Below are 17822 nucleotides of genomic sequence, written 5' to 3' on the forward strand. Positions count from 1 at the left end.
AAACAAATATCCGCGCCCTCCATACGGGGGCATGAAGAACACGGAACCAAAAACAATATTTCGGCACTGACATTCATCGACACACTATTGAGTTCTCAAAGAACACACACCACACATCCAACCCGGCATCACCAGGCCTTCCATGCAGCACACACAGCCCAGCCCCGAACCCAACCACACAAGCCAGGAACAAAACCGAACCAATGCAACCGCCAGGCGCTCCTCGTCCAACCTCGTTCACCCAGCCCGAGCGCATCATTTCTGCTACGCTCTCCGGCCCCGGGTCGGTGTCCGTGTCGCTCTGACTCGCAATAAGTTACGGGGCTGCGTGCACGATGTCAAATCCGCTGGTCAACAAGCATTTTCGGAAAGCAAAGTCCGAACACGAAATGGTGGGGTCGGGCGAGCGAACAGAACTCCACCATGATTCAAGCCCCGACCCGCGTCACCTGCCCACCCAATGACTGCAGCTGCTCGACAAATCTCGGATATCCACGATCGATATGGAAGACGTCGTGCACTTCGGTCGTTCCATCGGCAACCAAACCCGCAAGGACCAAACCGGCCCCCGCCCGGATATCGGAGGACCAGACCGGGGCGCTCGACAGCCGTGGAATCCCGCGCACCACCGCGTGGTGGCCGTCGGTGCGCGCGTCAGCGCCGAGCCGGATCATCTCTTCGACGAATCGGAAGCGCGCCTCGAAAATGTTCTCCGTGATCATCGACGTTCCGTCGGCGACAGACGCCAGCCCAATGGCCATCGGTTGCAGGTCGGTCGGGAATCCCGGAAACGGAAGCGTCGAGAAGTTCACCGCCCGAGGACGCTCTGCCTGAATCACTCGGAACCCGTCGCGCTCGAACGAGATCCGTGCGCCCGCGGATCTCAGCTTGTCCAGCACCAGCGATAGATGCTTGGGGTTGACCCCGCCGACCTGAACGTCGCCCATGGTCATCACGGCAGCGATACCCCAGGTCGCTGCAACGATGCGGTCGCCGATGACACGATGCGTGGCAGGTGTGAGTCGCTCGACACCGTGAATGGTCAGCACAGAGGTGCCGGCCCCACTGATGCGTGCGCCCATGCGAACGAGCATGTTGCACAGGTCGACGATGTCGGGTTCACGCGCGGCATTGTCGATCACGGTCTCCCCGTCGGCGAGCACCGCCGCCATGAGAATGTTCTCGGTGGCGCCCACCGAGGGAAAGTCGAGGCGAATCCTGGCGCCGCGCAGGTCGTCGGCCCTGGCCACCAGGCACCCGTGTTCGATTTCGCTGGTGGCGCCCAGCAAGCGCAGGCCCGCCTGATGCATATCGAGCGGACGCGATCCGATCGCATCGCCGCCGGGTAGCGCGACAACCGCGCGCTTGCAGCGCGCCATCAGTGGACCAAGGACACACACCGAGGCACGAAATTGCCTGACGGCCGGGAAGTCCGCGTGATACTTCGGTTCGGCAGGGGTGGTTATGCCGACCACGTCACCGTCGATGGTCACATCGCAGCCGAGGCCGCGTAGCACGTCTCCCATCAGCGGCACATCGAGGATGTCCGGACAATTCGTAATCGTGGTGGTGCCCTCGGCGAGCAACGCAGCGGCCATCAATTTGAGGACGCTGTTCTTGGCGCCTCCCACCGTGACCTCACCGACGAGTCGACTACCGCCGGTAACCAAAAACCGTTCCATGCCGCCTCTCCGCGTATTCGGCGCACTGTTGGTGCAAGGATAGTTGCGGCAGCAGACTACGGTGTCGCTCTCCACGACCACCGACTACCACGCTCCATCACCGTTCCAGCGACCGGCGCGAGGTCCCGAGGTACCGCAGAAGCAACGGCGTCGTTGCACCGTACCGGCGGCATACCCAGTACTCAGGCCGGTACTCGCTGGTGGACACACCACGATCAAGGATCGGACCGGTCTCCACCGGGCTTCCAGAGCACGTCGGCGCCACGATTGGCTACCCGACTCAGAATGAACAGCAGATCCGACAGCCGATTGAGGTACCTCGCAGGCGCGGCACCGACCTCGGCCGGATGCTCGTCGACCGCGGCCCACGCGGAGCGTTCCGCGCGCCGAGCCACGGTGCGCGCACCGTGCAACAACGCCGCCAACGGGGTGCCTCCCGGAAGAATGAACGAGTTCAGTGCGGGCAGATCGGCATTGAACTCATCGCACCACTGTTCCAGTCGGTCGATGTAGGGCTGGGTAATGCGCAGCGGAGGATACTTCGGCTCGGTCACCACGGGTGTCGAAAGGTCGGCGCCCGCATCGAACAAATCGTTCTGGATCTGCCGAAGGATCTCGCGCATCTCCTCCCCCGGCTGTCCTAGGGCGATCGCGACTCCGATCGCCGCGTTGGTTTCATCACAGTCGGCATAGGCGACCAGTCGAGGGTCGGTCTTGGCGACCCGGGAAAAGTCGCTCAACCCGGTCGTCCCGTCGTCTCCGGTTCGCGTATAGATCCGCGTCAGGTGCACGCTCACAGCACAAGCCTAGGTGTCTACAGACCCGGCATTCGCCGAGTCCGGCCAGAGGGGCGGGATTCGACCCAGGACAGGAAGGCGGTCAAAGAGTCCCGATCCAGCGCCAACTCGAAATCACCGTGTCGGTCCGCAACAGCGACCACGGCGATGTCGTCGGTCATGATGTCGTACTCGTCACCACGCGGTCCACGCCGATCACCGATCTCGATACCCTGCCGGCGAATGGTCGAATCCGGGCCGAGCTTGAGGCTCGTCAGCTTGAAGAAGACGAGCCGGTCTTCGTCATAGCGAATCAGCCCATGCCGCCACCCCTGACCGCCGCGAGCTGGTAGGACACGCAAAATCGCCGCCGTTCCGCCGCGGCGCAACATGATGAGCCGGTAGGTCGAGGCGAGCGCGAGGAACACGAGCAACAGCACCAGAATGATCAACAGAATCACCCCGGTCTGCAAAGCTGCTCACTCCTTCGCTTCATCGCCGTGTCAGCGACACCTCGCGGTCATTCAATCACGGTCCCGAGTGCGCGATCGGCTCGACGTGGCCAGTGTCCGACAAAGACGCCGTCGGCGGTGAAGATTGCTCCTCACCGCCGACGACTACCGCATTCGATGACGAGTCGCGACTCAGGTATTCGCGCTCCGTTCCACCGCACGCACTCGAGCCTGCGCCGCCGCCTGCTGTTCTTCGCTGGCATTCGCATCGGCCAAGACCAGGCGGGCCGCTTCGACGTCCACCTCATCGGCGAACTCCGCCGACTCGGCCAGCACACGAACCGAGCCCGCGGTCACCGAGAAGAAGCCACCGAGCACCGCGGCGACAATACGCCGACCCTCGGTATCGACGATCGTGACCGTGCCACCCTCGACCAACTGCCCGAGCAATGGCTCGTGTCCCGGCATGATGCCGATCTGGCCTTCGGTGGTCTGCGCGCTGACGAACGACGCCCTACCAGACCAGAGCAGTCGCTCGACCGCGACGAGATCGACTGACATTTCCGCCATCGGTGACTACTTTCCGGCGATCTTCTTCGCGGCCGCCTCGACATCGTCGAGACCACCACAGCTGTTGAACGCCTGCTCCGGAAGATGGTCGAACTCGCCCTTGCACACGCGCTCGAAGTCGTCGATGGTCTGCTCCAGCGGCACGACCGACCCGGGCTGGCCGGTGAACTTCTCCGCGACGATGAAGTTCTGGCCGAGGAACTTCTCCAACCGGCGCGCCCGGCCGACGAGGACCTTGTCCTCCTCGGACAGCTCGTCCATACCGAGAATGGCGATGATGTCCTGCAGCTCCTTGTACTTCTGCAGGATCCGCTTCACCTCGTTGGCCACCGCGAAGTGCCGGTCACCGACGATCGATGCCTCCAGGATGCGCGAGGTGGACGTCAGCGGATCGACAGCGGGGTAGATACCCTTCTGCGAGATCGGGCGAGACAGCTCGGTGGTCGCATCCAAGTGGGCGAAGGTGGTCGCAGGGGCCGGGTCGGTGTAGTCGTCGGCGGGCACGTAGATCGCCTGCAGCGAGGTGATCGACCGACCTCGGGTCGAGGTGATGCGCTCCTGCAGCTCGCCCATCTCATCGGCCAGCGTCGGCTGATAGCCGACCGCCGAGGGCATCCGGCCCAACAGAGTCGACACCTCCGAGCCGGCCTGAGTGAACCGGAAGATGTTGTCGATGAACAGCAACACGTCCTGGTGCTGCACATCACGGAAGTACTCGGCCATGGTCAGAGCCGACAACGCAATACGCATGCGCGTACCCGGCGGCTCGTCCATCTGGCCGAAGACGAGAGCGGTGTCCTGAAGCACACCCATCTCTTCCATCTCCAGGCGCAGATCGGTGCCTTCACGGGTACGTTCGCCGACGCCGGCGAACACCGACGTGCCGGAGAACTCCCGCGCGATGCGGGTGATCATCTCCTGGATGAGCACGGTCTTGCCAACGCCGGCGCCGCCGAACAGGCCGATCTTTCCGCCCTTCACATACGGCGTGAGCAGATCGATGACCTTGATGCCCGTCTCCAGGATCTCGGTCTTACCCTCGAGCTGATCGAACGACGGAGGCTTGCGGTGGATGCCCCACTGCTCACCCTCGCGGCCGAGGCCGGGAGTGTCCAGGCAGTCGCCGAGAGCATTGAAGACATGGCCCTTGACCACGTCGCCGACCGGCACCGAGATCGGCTTGCCGGTGTCGGTGACAGCGGCGCCACGCACCAGGCCGTCGGTCGGCTGCATCGAGATCGTGCGCACGATGTTGTCGCCGAGATGTTGGGCAACCTCGAGCGTCAGCGTCTTGGCCACCGAGGGCAAGGTGATCTCGGCATGCAGAGCGTTGAACAGCTCGGGAATGGCTCCACGAGGGAACTCGACGTCCACGACGGGGCCGATCACTCGGGCGACGCGGCCCGCGGTGGCACCGGTCCGGCTCGTGTTGTCTTGTGTGACAGCTGCGGTCATTGGTCTTGGTTCTCTCCGTGTCGATGTGCGGTCCGCTGACGGGCCGCGGGCGCTTAGTCGCGGTCCGAGCTCGACGCCAGCGCGTTCACGCCGCCGACGATTTCGCTGATTTCCTGCGTGATCTGGGCCTGACGCACCGAGTTGGCCTGTCGTGTGAGCACGCTGGCCAGTTCGTTTGCATTGTCGGTGGCGGCCTTCATTGCGGTGCGCCGAGCCGCGGACTCGGATGCCGCTGCCTCGAGCAACGATGCGTAGATACGCGTATTGATGTACTTCGGCAACAACGCCGCCAGCAGCACGTCCGCGTCGGGCTCGAATTCGTACTGTGCCTGGACATCCGCGGTCGGCGAGTCCGACACGATGCCCTCACCCAAGTCGAAACTCTCGTCGACGAAACTCACCTGGATCGGCGCCAAGCGGCGTACCTCGGGAGACTGGGTGAGCATCGAGACGAAGCGGGTGTACACCACGTGCAATTCATCGACACCGGCGATGCGGCCTGTTCCGTTCGGCACAGGGACATCGCCGCCGGAACCGGCCATGAAGGCATCCACCAGATGGCGGCACGCCGCCGACGCATCGATGTACTTCGGTTGCTGGGAGAACCCGGTCCACGCCGACACGAACGGGCGACTACGGAAGGTGTAGTACGTCAGGCCCTTGTTGCCCATGACATACAGCACCGGCTCCTTGCCCTCGGCACGTAGCGTGGTCATCAACTCTTCGGCCCGCTTGAGCACGTTCGAGTTGTAGCCACCGCACATGCCGCTATCGCTGGTGATCACCAGCACCGCTGCTCGCCGAGCATCGGTGCGCTCGGTCAGCAGCGGATGAGACAGGTTCTTCGAAGCACTCGCCAACTCGCTGAGAACCTTGGTGATCTCCTCCGCGTAGGGCTTGGCGGCCGCGACCCTGGCCTGGGCTTTGGAGATACGCGAGGTCGCGATCAGCTCCTGCGCCTTGGTGATCTTCTTGATCGAATTCACACCACGAATGCGGGAGCGTAATTCTCGCAAGCTTGCCATCAGCCGTTCACACTCCCTTCATTCCCGGTAGTTGGGCAACATTCGCGGGGAAATTCGTGGTGGGACACGCTTCCTCCTCGTGCCCACCGCGACCACCGCGGATCGAATAGCGCATGGCGGACTCGCGCTACTTCTCGACGTGCTTGCGCGTCACCGACAACGACTCGACTTCTTCGTGGTCGAGTTCACCAGCGGCAGCTTCGTTCACTACACGACTACCATCCGACGCGAGGAAGCCCTGCTTGAACTTCTCGGTAGCGGCCTTGATCGCATCGGCAGCATCGCCCTCGAGCACCTTGCCGCCCTCGATCGCGGTGAAGGCATCGGCGGCGGTGCGACGCAGCTCTTCCAGTAGCTCGACATTGAAGCGACGAATATCGGTGACCGGAACCGAGTCGTAGTACCCCCGATCGACCAAGAAGATCGACACGATCTGGTCCTCGACCCGAACCGGCGAGTACTGGTCCTGCTTGAGCAGCTCGACCCAGCGGGCGCCACGCTCGAGCTGGGCCAACGACGCTGCATCGAGATCGGAAGCGAAGGCGGAGAACGCCTCCAACTCGCGGTACTGCGCCATTTCCAGACGCAGCGAACCGGCAACCTTCTTCATCCCCTTGGTCTGTGCAGCACCGCCGACACGAGAGACCGAGGTACCGACATTGATCGCCGGTCGAACGCCCTTGTTGAACAGATCGGATTCGAGGAAGACCTGGCCATCGGTGATGGAGATGACGTTGGTCGGAATGAACGCCGAGATGTCGTTGGCCTTGGTCTCGATGATCGGCAGACCCGTCATCGAGCCGGCCCCCATCTCGTCGGACAGTTTCGCGCAGCGCTCGAGGAGCCGGGAGTGCAGGTAGAACACGTCGCCCGGGTACGCTTCGCGGCCCGGCGGGCGGCGCAGCAGCAGGGAGATGGCACGGTATGCCTCGGCCTGCTTGGTCAGGTCGTCGAACACGATGAGCACGTGCTTGCCCTGATACATCCAGTGCTGGCCGAGAGCCGATCCGGTGTAGGGGGCCAGCCACTTGAAGCCGGCCGAATCCGAGGCGGGCGCCGCGACAATCGTGGTGTACTCCATCGCGCCGTGTTCCTCCAGCGCAGTCTTGACACCGGCGATCGTGGAGCCCTTCTGTCCGATGGCGACATAGATGCAGCGCATCTGCTTCGTCGGGTCGCCGGACTCCCAGTTGGCCTTCTGGTTGAGGATGGCATCGATGCACACCGCGGTCTTGCCGGTCTTGCGGTCACCGATGATCAGCTGCCGCTGGCCACGGCCGATCGCGGTGAGCGCATCGACGGCGGTGATGCCGGTGGCCATCGGTTCCTCGACCGGCTGGCGCTCGAGCACCGTCGCGGCCTGCAACTCCAGCACACGCTGCTGTTCGGCCTCGATCTCGCCGAGACCATCGATCGGCTGACCGAGCGGGTTGATGACACGGCCGAGGAATTTGTCGCCGACCGGCACCGAGAGCACATCGCCGGTTCGGCGGACCTCTTGGCCCTCCTCGAGTTCGGCGAACTCGCCGAGAACGACGGCGCCGATCCCGCGGTCCTCGAGGTTCAGCGCGACGCCGAGCACTCCGCCGGAGAATTCGAGCAGCTCGTTGGCCATTGCCGAAGGCAGACCACTGACGTGCGCGATACCGTCGCTGGTGTCGGTGACCACACCGACTTCTTCGATGGAGGTCTCGGGGGTGTAGCTCTGGGTGTAGCTCTCGATCGCGCTACGGATCTCATCGGAGGAGATCGTCAGCTCCGCCATGTTCTTCCTGCTCTCGCTGTCTGGGTCTGGAATATCCGGGGTCGTGATGGCCGCGCTAGGTCAAATCCTGGCGCAGCTTCTCCAGTCGGCCGATTGCGCTGCCATCTATTACGTCGTCACCGACCCGCACGACGACTCCGCTCAGCAAATTCGGGTCGACCTGAACGTGTACCGTGACCGACTTGCCGTAGATGCGCCGTAGCGACCCGGCCAGCCGGTCGCGCTGTCGCTGCGTGAGCGCGGCCGACGCGCGCACATGCGCCACGATCTGATCGCGGCGAGCCGCTGCCAAATCGGACAGCTCGTCGAAGGCGGTCCCGATGCTCTGCCGCTGCCTGGCCACCACCTGCTGTACCAGGGCCACGGTGACGGGTTCCGTCTTTCCCGCGAGCAGGCCGGCGACCAGGTCGCGCTTGGCCCCAGCCGGCTTCGACCGATCCGACAATGCCTGCTGCAACTCGGGGTTGTCGCCGACTATCCGGCCGAGCCGAAACAGTTCGTCCTCGACCGCGTCCAGCCGACCCGTATGGGCAGCCGATTCCAGCAGTGCCTCTTGGCCGAGCAGGACCAATGTGTCGACCAAGTCGGAGGTACGCGACCAATCCTGGGCGACCGCGGTGGTCAGCACAGCCACTGTGGCGGCGCTGACCTTCCCGCTGAACACCCGCTCGCAGAGTTCCGCGCGAGCGGAACCCGGCACCGACACGTCCGCGAGCGCCACACGCAGCGAACGCTGGTCGTCCAACACGGCGACTACCGCGAACAGTTCCGACCCTGTTGTGGCCGCGGCACTGTCACTTCCGGTCAGCGCGGCCCGAAGCGCCTCCCGTGCCCGGGTGCTGGCCTCGCGGCTGGCTGCGTACATGCTTCTCACTTTCGCGTCGCTACCTTCCGACCCCGATGCCCGCATCGGATTGGTCGAGTTCATCGAGGAACCGCTCGATCGATGCTGCCTGTTTGGCATCGTCGGAAACCGCCTGCCCGATGATCTTCTCGGCCAAGTCGACTGCCGTGCGGCCGACCTCGGAACGCAGCTCGGTCAGGATCTGCTGGCGTTGGGCCTCCAACTGGGTGTGGCCCGCCGCGATGATGCGGTCGCTTTCGGCCTGGGCCTCGGCTCGGATCTGCGCGAGAATCTGCTGGCCCTGGGTACGGGCTTCCTCCCGGATCCGGGCCGCCTCGAGCCGGGCTTCCGCCAGCTGCTCCTGGTATTGCTGCAGGGTGGATTGAGCTTTTTCCTGCGCGGCCTCGGCGCGAGCGATACCGCCTTCGATCTTGTCGGAACGTTCGTCGAGCGTTTTCGTCAGTCGCGGGACCACATATTTGTAGAAGGCGAACCCGATGATGACGACGCAGACAACCGACCAGACGATGTCATACGTTTCGGGGAGGAGCGGATTCACATCCCCTTCCTCCGCCGCCGCGAGCAAGACTGACTCGTACATGAGAATCAGAAAATGAAGCCGGCGACGAGACCGATGAGAGCCAACGCCTCGGTGAAGGCGATACCGAGGAACATGTTGGTGCGGATGGTGCCCTGCAACTCGGGCTGCCGGGCGATGCCCTCGATCGCCTTACCGACGACGATACCGACACCGATACCGGGGCCGATCGCGGCGAGGCCGTAGCCGACAGCGCCGAGGCCCTTGACCGTGCTCTCGTTGGCGGCTTCCTGGGCCAGGTAAGCGAGGCTCATGAGTCTTCCATTCCCTTTCTGTTGCTCACCTGCCGGTCGGCGAGGTGTAGCAGATTTCCGGTAGTTGTGTCGGTCGGGTCAGTGGTCGGCCGCATGCTGCGCAAGACTGATGTACACGGCGGTCAGCAGTGCAAACACATAGGCCTGCAAGAAGACGACCAACAACTCGAACAGCGTGAATCCGAGTCCTGCGAGCAACGAGAACGGCGAGAAGACTTTCATCCACGCAGTGGCGTCGAACAGGAAATACCAGGTCGCCGAGAAGAACAACACCAGCATGACATGGCCGGCCAGCATGTTCGCCATGAGTCGGACGGTCAACGTGAACGGCCGCAGGATGAAGGTGGACACGAATTCGATCGGAATCAGCAGCACGTGCAGGAGCGGGGGGACATTCGGAACAACGATGCTGCTGCGCATGTACGTGAAAAATCCGTACTTCCTGATACCGACCCAGTTGAACGTCGCATATGCGATCACGGCCAGCACGAGGGGCATGCCGATCCGAGCATTCGACGAGATGTTCAACCCTGGAATCACACCGGAGAAGTTCAGGAACAGAACCGTGAAGAAGATCGTGGCGATCAACGGGAAGAACTTGCGCCCGGACTCTTTGCCGAGTACTTCGTCGCAGATCTGTTCCTTGACGAAGACCAAGCCGATTTCGGCGACATTCTGCAGACCGCGAGGAACGATCTTCGGCGAACGGAACGCCAGCACCATGAGTCCGATCAGAACGGCACTCATCAGGAGCCGAATCAGCATCAATCGATCGAGTTCGAACGGTGTTCCCTCGAACAGCACAGCCGGAGGGAAGAAGTCGGTAAGCGACGGCGCGTGGAACTCGGCCGCCAGAGTGGTGACGCTCAGCGTTCTCTCCCGTGTTCGGGCCGCGAGTACGGTCGTTCTCGCGGTTCGATCGGACATTGACGATCAATGTGGGTCGACTCAGGTCGGCTCGAAGTTCGTCAGCAGCTGTGCGGCGGTGTACAACCCACCCGGCGTCTGTACGTGTGTCGGCGACATCGTCGACATGCAGAACCGGTACACGCTCGGAGCCCGGTACGGCAGTAAGCATAGCGACAGCTACAGGGGAACCCGGAGGTGACCCCTGGACCGACTGCTTGCTTACCAACACTTTACCAAGTCGACTACGACAACGTGTAGGGGGTGAGCAGAATATTACCCACCGGTACTTCGTGCGTCCGGCGCGTCGGATTCCGTCACATAGGGAACCTTCTGCCGAACCACGCCATACGTCTCCGCTCCGAGCACGATGACCAAGGCTGCGACCACCGTCAGGAACAGCACGACCGAGTCGTAGAACTCGAATCTGTGCAGAACCGCGACCACCACGAGCGCGACCAACATTTTGCCGACCCAACTGAGCAGCATGACCAGCCCAGCGGTACTCGGCGGCAGTTTCGCGCCGAACAGCACGACGACCACAGTGGTGAGAATGAAGCCGCCGCCGATCGCGGCGCCCAACAGCGCGCCCCACACGCCGGACAGACCCGAAACCGCGGCGCCCAGCCCGGTCGCCGAAACAACCAATACTGCCAAGCCGACCAGGCCGTATCGCAAAGCAGCCCGCAAGGGAGCATCGGGGCTCGGGAGAGGTCGAGGTGTGAAGCTCACACCCGCAGACTCTACCCGGACCCGGATCGATCGCCGGCCGGTTCCCGGCCTCGAAGCCCGGGAACCGCCGTGATCACCAATGCGAAGACCAAACCACCCGCCATGAGCAGAACGACCAGCCGGCGATCCATCAGCGAGGTACCGACCGCTCCGAAAGCGAACACCCCGACCCACAAATAGATCAACAAGACCACCCGCCGGTGGGAATGACCGATCTGCAGCAAGCGATGGTGCAAATGCATTTTGTCCGGCGTCGAGAAGCTCACGCCGGCGCGAACCCGGCGCACGATAGCCAACAACAAGTCGAGCACCGGAATGAACATCACCGCACCGACCAGCAGCAACGGGGACAACAGACCAACGATGTCGCGCGGGCCGTACCCCTGCAGCGGAATACGCCCGGAAGCACCGGTCGATACCGCAGCCAGCATCAAGCCGATCAGCATCGAGCCGGAATCACCCATGAATATTCGCGCAGGATGAAAGTTGTGCGGTAGAAATCCCAGGCACCCGCCAGCGAGCGCGGCAGCCAGCAGCGCAGGGGGGTAGGTATCGACCGAGCCGCCCTGCTCGTTCATCAACCCCAGGCAGAAGACGAAGACCGCAAGTGCTGCGATGAGCCCGAGACCGGCCGCCAGACCGTCCAGACCGTCGACGAAGTTCATGGCATTGACCAAGGTGACGGTGACCGCGACCGTGACCAGACCACCTTGGAGTCCGTCCAACACCACCGTGGTGTTGTTGAACGGGTTGTAGATGACGTACCAACCCAGCCCCATCGCAGCCATGACACCGGCTGCGGTCACTTGCCCGGCGAACTTCGTCAGCGCGTCGAGTCCCCACCGATCGTCGACGATGCCGACCCCGACGATGAGTGTGCTCGCCACCAAGACGGCCACCGGGATATCGGGCTTGTAGTCGAACCCGTTGCGCAAAGCCGGCAACTGGTGTGCGAACAACACCGCAGCGACCACTCCGACGAATATTCCGACCCCGCCCATCCGCGGAATCGGCTCTATATGCACGTCTCGATCACGCGGAACCGCAATCGCGCCGAAGCTCACCGCCAGCTTCCGCACGCAACCGGTGGCCAAGAACGCCACGACCGCGGAGATGAGGAGTACGACGAGCAGTTCCCGCAGCGGAACGACTGCGCTCGTACCCATCATCGGTGTCGCTGTCCGGAGTCGCCCAACATTTCCGCCGAGACGCCGAGTACTTCGGCGATGGCGGCGACCGGCACCGCGCCTTCACGCAGAATGCGGGGCTGGTCGACGGTCAGGTCCACGATCGTGGAGGCGACTGCGTGTTCGGCGGGGCCGCCATCGAGGTAGACACCGACCAGCTCACCGAGCTGATCGCGGGCCTCGGCGACAGTCTTGGCCGGGGGCTGTCCCGATACGTTCGCGCTGGACACTGCCAACGGGCCCACCTCACGCAACAACTCGAGCGTGACCGGGTGCAGCGGCATCCGCACCATCACGGTGCCACGCGTGTCACCAAGGTCCCAGGCGAGCGAAGGAGCTTGCTGCACAACGAGACTCAGGCCGCCCGGCCAGAAAGCCCGGATCAGATCGCGTGCCTGCGGACGCACCGAGAAGACCAAGCCGTCGATCGTGTGCCAGGACCCGACGAGCACCGGAACCGGCATGTCCCGACCGCGACGCTTCGCTGCGAGTAGCGCGTTGACCGCCGTGGAATCGAACGCGTCGGCGGCCAGACCGTACAGGGTGTCGGTGGGCAGAGCGACCAACCGTCCGGATTTCAGGGCGCTGGTCGCCGCGGACAGTCCGGCGGCACGCGAGTCGGGATCCGAGCAGTCGTAGACGGTACTCACGGCACCCATCCTGGCATGTCCGTCGGCGGTCACCGCACGCCGTACCGGCCGGTGTCGGATCCCCTGTGTCGCGTAACCCGGCACGCCGTGACGAAGCGGGGCTTCCCAGCAAGATCCGGATGCTCGACGAGGTCGGTGAAATCACCGCGCTCGGCCATGAGCGCCGTCATCGTGGCCCCCTGGGAATCATCGTGTTCGATCGCAACGACACCGCGGTCACGCAGCAAAGCGGCGACGTTGGGGATCATTGCACGAATGACATCGAGCCCGTCCCGGCCACCGAACAGAGCGATGGGCGGGTCGTATTCGGCCACCTCGGGCTCGAGACGAGCATCCTGCGGGATATAGGGCGGATTCGACACGACGACGTCGACCCGGCCACGGAGGTCGAACAGCAGCTCGGGATCGGTGACGTCCGCCGCGTGCAGTGTGATCGGTGTGTCGCCCGCCGCGACGCGGTCATCGGCGTTGCGTTGCGCCCAACGCAACGCTTCGCGGTCCACCTCGACAGCGTGGACCTCGGCGTCGGGGCATGCGTGCGCGAGGGCCAATGCCAGTGCTCCCGATCCGGCGCACAGATCCACGACGATCGGCCGGCGCTCACGCCGGCGCATCTTCAGCTCCTCCAGCGCCCAGGCCAGCAGCAGTTCGGTCTCCGGGCGCGGTATCAGCACGCCCGGCCCGACCGCGATGTCGAGTTCGCCCATCGGCGCTGTTCCCGTCAAGTGCTGCAGCGGGATTCGTCGCGCCCGGCTGGCGATCAACTCATGGAATTCGGCCAGCTCGCCCGGCGACAGATGCGCGGTCAGCGCCAGCCTGGTCCGCGTGATGCCGAGAACGTGGGCGGCCAACTGCTCGGCATCGGCCTGCGGACTGGGCACCCCGGACGCACGCAATGTTTCGATGGCGTCGTCGATCGCCGGACGCAACCGGAGCTGAGCCGGGGGCGTGGCACGGACTCTGCCCGCATCGTGCTCATTCCGCGGCCATTCGTGCGTCACGATCCGCTTTCCCCAGTGCGTCCAGCAATGCATCCAAGTCGCCGTCGAGTACGGCATCGAGATTGTATGCCTTGTAGCCGATCCGATGGTCGGTGATCCGATTCTCTGGGAAGTTGTAGGTGCGGATCCGCTCCGACCGGTCCACGGTGCGAATCTGCCCGGCCCGGTCGGCGGCTGCCTCTTGATCGGCTTGTTCCTCGGCCAGTGCTTGCAGCCGGGCGGCGAGCACCTGCATGGCCCGGATCTTGTTCTGAAGCTGGGAGCGCTCGTTCTGACAGGTGACGACTATGCCGGACGGCAGGTGCGTGATGCGGACCGCGGAGTCGGTGGTATTGACCCCCTGGCCGCCTTTACCGGATGAGCGGTAGACGTCGATGCGCAGATCGGAATCATCGATCTGCACCTCTTCGATCTCCTCGGGTTCCGGGTAGATCAGCACGCCCGCCGCAGAGGTGTGGATTCGGCCCTGTGACTCGGTCACCGGGACACGCTGCACGCGGTGTACGCCGCCCTCGAATTTGAATCGCGACCATACACCGTCGCGCGCGGCATCGCGGCTTCGGATCGACAGCGTCGCCTCTTTGTAGCCGCCGAGATCCGACGGCGCGACGTCCAGGACCTCGACCTTCCAGCCGCGGCGCTCGGCGTATCGGATATACATCCGTGCCAGATCCGCGGCGAACAACGCGGACTCTTCGCCGCCCTCTCCGGACTTCACCTCGAGGACGACATCGTCGCCGTCATGCCGGTCGCGCGGAGCCAACAAGTCGGCAAGGACATGCTCCAATTCCTCGACCTGCTGTTGCAGTGCGGGTATCTCCGCGGCGAAGGCGGAATCGTCGACGGCGAGTTCCCGAGCGGCGCTCAGATCGCCCCGAGCCTGCTCCAGCTTGCGGTAGGTAGCCATCACTGGCGCCAGTTCGGCGAACCGCTTGCCGACTCGCCGCGCAGCGCCCGCATCGTTGTGCAACGCCGGATCGGCCAACTGCGTCTCCAGGCCGGCGTACTCGGCCAGAATGTCGTCGATGGCGGACGGGTGCGTCACGATGCTTCATTCCTCTGGTAGCTGCCCTGGTGGAACCCCGTACAGACACTGACGCCCGGCCCGCACAGCAGGACCGGGCGTCGGCGCGGAAGCTATTTCTTTCCGGCGCGCTTGCCGTAGCGAGCCTCGAAGCGAGCCACACGACCTCCGGTGTCGAGGATCTTCTGCTTACCGGTGTAGAACGGATGGCACTGCGAGCAGACCTCCACCGTGATGTGCCCCGACTCCTTGGTGCTGCGGGTCTGGAACGTATTGCCGCAGCCACAGACGACAGTGGTGTCGACGTATGCCGGATGAATTCCTGCCTTCATGGGTGTCCTCTCGAATATGGTCGCCGGGTCGCCCAACACATGCGCGCAGAGCGTGAACCGGAACCGACTAGGCGGGAAGTCTGCTCGGCCGAGCAGACGCAACGACGTTCGAGTATGCCAGAACCGTCATTACCCCCTCAAAACATCTCCCGCATGCGGGTTGTTCCCGACTCCGCCGGGCACGCGCAGAGCTCGCGGCTGCCCCGACACGAAAGGCCCCGCATACGCGGGGCCTTTTCGGAGGTGTGGCCGGACGAGCCTATTCGTCTATCCCGCCAGGGGTGTTCTTGCTCACTTGCATGAGGAACTCGAGGTTGTTCTTGGACTTCTTCAGGCGATCTATCAGCAGGTCGATCGCTTGGTGCGAGTCCAAGCCGGACAGTACTCGGCGCAGCTTGTGCAAGACCCCGGCCTCGTCCGGGCTGAGCAGCAACTCGTCCTTGCGGGTACCGGACGGATTGACGTCCACTGCGGGGAACACCCGCCGCTCCGCGATCTTGCGATCCAGCTTGAGCTCCGCGTTGCCGGTGCCTTTGAACTCTTCGAAGATCACTGTGTCACCGGTCGATCCGGTCTCCACCATGGCAGTGGCGATGATCGTCAGCGAGCCGCCGTTCTCGATATTGCGCGCCGCGCCGAGGAACCGTTTCGGCGGGTACAGCGCGGTGGAATCGACGCCGCCGGAAAGGATTCGGCCCGACGCCGGCGAGGAATTGTTGTACGCCCGGCCGAGGCGGGTGATCGAGTCGAGCAGCACGACGACGTCCTTGCCCATCTCCACCAAACGCTTGGCCCGCTCGATGGCGAGTTCGGCAACCGAGGTGTGGTCCGACGGCGGGCGATCGAATGTCGAGGCGATGACTTCGCCCTTCACCGAACGCTGCATGTCGGTGACCTCTTCGGGACGCTCGTCGACCAGCACGACCATCAGGTAGCACTCGGGATTGTTGGTCGCGATCGCGTTGGCGATGTCTTGCAGGATCGTGGTCTTGCCAGCCTTCGGCGGCGACACGATCAGCGCACGCTGCCCCTTTCCGATCGGCATGATCAGATCGATGATCCGCGTGGTCAGCTTGTTCTGTGTGGTCTCGAGCCGCAGTCGTTGATTCGGGTACAGCGGAGTGAGCTTGCCGAACTCCGGGCGGCGTTTGGTGGCCTCGACATCGCCGCCGTTGACCGTGTCCAACCGCACCAAAGGATCGAACTTCTGCCGCTGATTCCCCTGTTCGCCGTCACGCGGAGCACGCACCGCACCGGTGATCGCGTCACCGCGGCGCAAGCCGTTGCGGCGAACCAAGTTCATCGAGACGTACACGTCGTTCGGCCCGGACAGGTAGCCCGAGGTCCGAACGAATGCATAGTTGTCGAGCACGTCGAGAATGCCCGCAACCGGCTGCAGCACGTCGTCGTCGCGGATCTCCGTTTCGCGGGACTCGCCGCTGCTGTCACGGTCGCGGCCCCGACGCCGTTCCCGGAAGCGCCGACCGCGCCGACCGCGGCCACCGTCTTCGTCGTCGCCGCCGCGGCCACCCGCGCCGGAGCCTTGACCGCGCTCCCGACGGCGTTCGCCGCCTTGCTCGGCCTCCTGCTTGGCCTCCTCGCCACGCGTCTCGGCAGGCGTGGTCTCGCTGCTGGAACGCGCTTGATCACGCCCCCGTCGCTGACGCCCCCGGCCGCGTTGCCCACCTTCCTTGGCGGGCTCCTCGGCGATCTCGGTTGTCCGAGCAGTTTCGGGCGCTTTGGCGGGCGCAGATCCGGCAGGAGGCGTAGCGACCGAAGTGGAATCGTCGCGGGTCGCCCGCACCTCGACCGCAGCCGTGTCCGACCCGGCCGGTGTCATGTCGAGGACCGCCTGCTCGGCCTTGGCCTCGGCCGCATCGGCGCGAGCCTCGGACCCGGCGGCGCCTTCGGTCTTCGCAGGGACTGCGGTCTTCGCGGCGCCTTCGGTCTTCGCGGCGCCTTCGGCCTTCGCGGAGCCCTCGGCCTTCGCAGCGCCAACAGCCTTCGTAGGGGCTGCGGTCTTCGCCTGGGCCGCGGATTTGGCGGGCGCGTCGGCCTTGGCGGCTACCGTGGACTTTTCCTCACCCTTGGCGGACCTTTCCGCCCTCACCGGTTGTCTGGCCTGGTTTTCCTTGATGGCGGCGATCAGATCGCCTTTGCGCATCCCGGAGGTGCCTCGTATACCGAGCTCCCCGGCCAGCGCGCGCAACTGCGGCAACAACATTCCAGTCAGCCCCGATCGTGCGACGTCGGTGTGTTCGCTCATCTTCGAAATCTGTCCGGATTCACTTTCGCGGTTGCCCGACGGGTTCGGTTCCACCCCGGGTGTCGCGAGCAGGTCCGTATCTGTCACGGAAATCCTTTCCTTCCCTCGACTGCCGTGTGCCGTTTCGAGGGTTCGTCCCGCAGCCCGGGCATTCTTCCGGACTGGGATTGCGTCCGTCCGGGCGCTCTGTGCCGTATCACCTGCTCCGCCGGACCGGCGGCTTCTCCACCAATGGTGAAAGGTGGGAGTGATCATTCCAGTTGCGTGGCTGCGCAGCACCCCCATGGCCTGGAGGACCGAGCC

Annotated in this window: 18 protein-coding genes; all 18 read right to left on the minus strand. The window is 64.1% G+C overall.

All coding sequences use genetic code 11. From position 1 onward, the window contains the following. Positions 1-428: 428 nt before the first annotated feature. The 18 genes from murA to rho all read right to left on the minus strand — a co-directional run bounded on the left by murA (position 429) and on the right by rho (position 17606). Complete coding sequence (murA, locus tag K940_RS0121500; RefSeq protein WP_028479140.1) at positions 429-1682, minus strand: UDP-N-acetylglucosamine 1-carboxyvinyltransferase; 1254 nt, start codon at positions 1680-1682, stop codon at positions 429-431. Between the two features lie 215 nt (positions 1683-1897). Then, entirely contained in the window at positions 1898-2479 is a 582-nt protein-coding gene (locus K940_RS0121505; RefSeq protein ID WP_028479141.1) for a cob(I)yrinic acid a,c-diamide adenosyltransferase, read from the minus strand. Between the two features lie 17 nt (positions 2480-2496). Beyond that, positions 2497-2919 (minus strand): DUF2550 domain-containing protein, encoded by a 423-nt coding sequence (locus K940_RS0121510; protein WP_028479142.1) that lies wholly within the window; start codon positions 2917-2919, stop codon positions 2497-2499. A gap of 183 nt (positions 2920-3102) precedes the next feature. Then, positions 3103-3480 (minus strand): F0F1 ATP synthase subunit epsilon, encoded by a 378-nt coding sequence (locus K940_RS0121515; RefSeq protein ID WP_028479143.1) that lies wholly within the window; start codon positions 3478-3480, stop codon positions 3103-3105. Between the two features lie 6 nt (positions 3481-3486). Next, on the minus strand, positions 3487-4935 hold the full coding sequence (gene atpD, locus K940_RS0121520) for a F0F1 ATP synthase subunit beta (RefSeq protein WP_028479144.1): 1449 nt from the start codon (positions 4933-4935) through the stop codon (positions 3487-3489). Between the two features lie 53 nt (positions 4936-4988). After that, positions 4989-5960 (minus strand): F0F1 ATP synthase subunit gamma, encoded by a 972-nt coding sequence (locus K940_RS0121525; RefSeq protein WP_028479145.1) that lies wholly within the window; start codon positions 5958-5960, stop codon positions 4989-4991. A gap of 127 nt (positions 5961-6087) precedes the next feature. Further along, positions 6088-7725, minus strand: coding sequence for a F0F1 ATP synthase subunit alpha (gene atpA, locus K940_RS0121530; RefSeq protein ID WP_028479146.1), 1638 nt, complete (start codon positions 7723-7725; stop codon positions 6088-6090). A 55-nt stretch (positions 7726-7780) separates the two neighbouring features. Further along, positions 7781-8590, minus strand: coding sequence for a F0F1 ATP synthase subunit delta (locus K940_RS0121535; protein ID WP_028479147.1), 810 nt, complete (start codon positions 8588-8590; stop codon positions 7781-7783). 19 nt (positions 8591-8609) lie between these two features. Further along, positions 8610-9170, minus strand: coding sequence for a F0F1 ATP synthase subunit B (locus K940_RS0121540; RefSeq protein ID WP_028479148.1), 561 nt, complete (start codon positions 9168-9170; stop codon positions 8610-8612). A 5-nt stretch (positions 9171-9175) separates the two neighbouring features. After that, positions 9176-9421: an ATP synthase F0 subunit C gene (locus K940_RS0121545; RefSeq protein WP_028479149.1), complete on the minus strand. Its 246-nt coding sequence runs from the start codon at positions 9419-9421 to the stop codon at positions 9176-9178. 78 nt (positions 9422-9499) lie between these two features. After that, positions 9500-10348, minus strand: a complete 849-nt coding sequence (atpB, locus tag K940_RS0121550) for a F0F1 ATP synthase subunit A (RefSeq protein WP_081706554.1) — start codon at positions 10346-10348, stop codon at positions 9500-9502. A 255-nt stretch (positions 10349-10603) separates the two neighbouring features. Further along, a complete protein-coding gene (locus K940_RS0121560; protein WP_028479151.1) occupies positions 10604-11059 on the minus strand; it encodes a hypothetical protein in 456 nt (151 codons plus the stop codon). An 11-nt stretch (positions 11060-11070) separates the two neighbouring features. Next, complete coding sequence (locus K940_RS0121565; protein WP_028479152.1) at positions 11071-12228, minus strand: glycosyltransferase family 4 protein; 1158 nt, start codon at positions 12226-12228, stop codon at positions 11071-11073. Beyond that, complete coding sequence (locus tag K940_RS0121570) at positions 12225-12896, minus strand: L-threonylcarbamoyladenylate synthase (protein ID WP_028479153.1); 672 nt, start codon at positions 12894-12896, stop codon at positions 12225-12227. The genes K940_RS0121565 and K940_RS0121570 overlap by 4 nt, the downstream gene beginning before the upstream one ends. A 29-nt stretch (positions 12897-12925) precedes the next feature. Next, the gene (gene prmC / locus K940_RS29885) at positions 12926-13825 is read right to left on the minus strand and encodes a peptide chain release factor N(5)-glutamine methyltransferase (protein ID WP_051407465.1); all 900 of its coding nucleotides are present in this window, start codon (positions 13823-13825) and stop codon (positions 12926-12928) included. A 46-nt stretch (positions 13826-13871) separates the two neighbouring features. After that, complete coding sequence (gene prfA, locus K940_RS0121580) at positions 13872-14942, minus strand: peptide chain release factor 1 (protein ID WP_028479154.1); 1071 nt, start codon at positions 14940-14942, stop codon at positions 13872-13874. Positions 14943-15034: 92 nt separating this feature from the next. Beyond that, a complete protein-coding gene (rpmE, locus tag K940_RS0121585; protein ID WP_028479155.1) occupies positions 15035-15253 on the minus strand; it encodes a 50S ribosomal protein L31 in 219 nt (72 codons plus the stop codon). Between the two features lie 259 nt (positions 15254-15512). Continuing rightward, entirely contained in the window at positions 15513-17606 is a 2094-nt protein-coding gene (gene rho / locus K940_RS0121590) for a transcription termination factor Rho (protein ID WP_028479156.1), read from the minus strand. Between the last annotated feature and the right edge of the window lie 216 nt (positions 17607-17822).

It is taken from the genome of Nocardia sp. CNY236, assembly GCF_000482385.1.
GTDB lineage: Bacteria > Actinomycetota > Actinomycetes > Mycobacteriales > Mycobacteriaceae > Nocardia.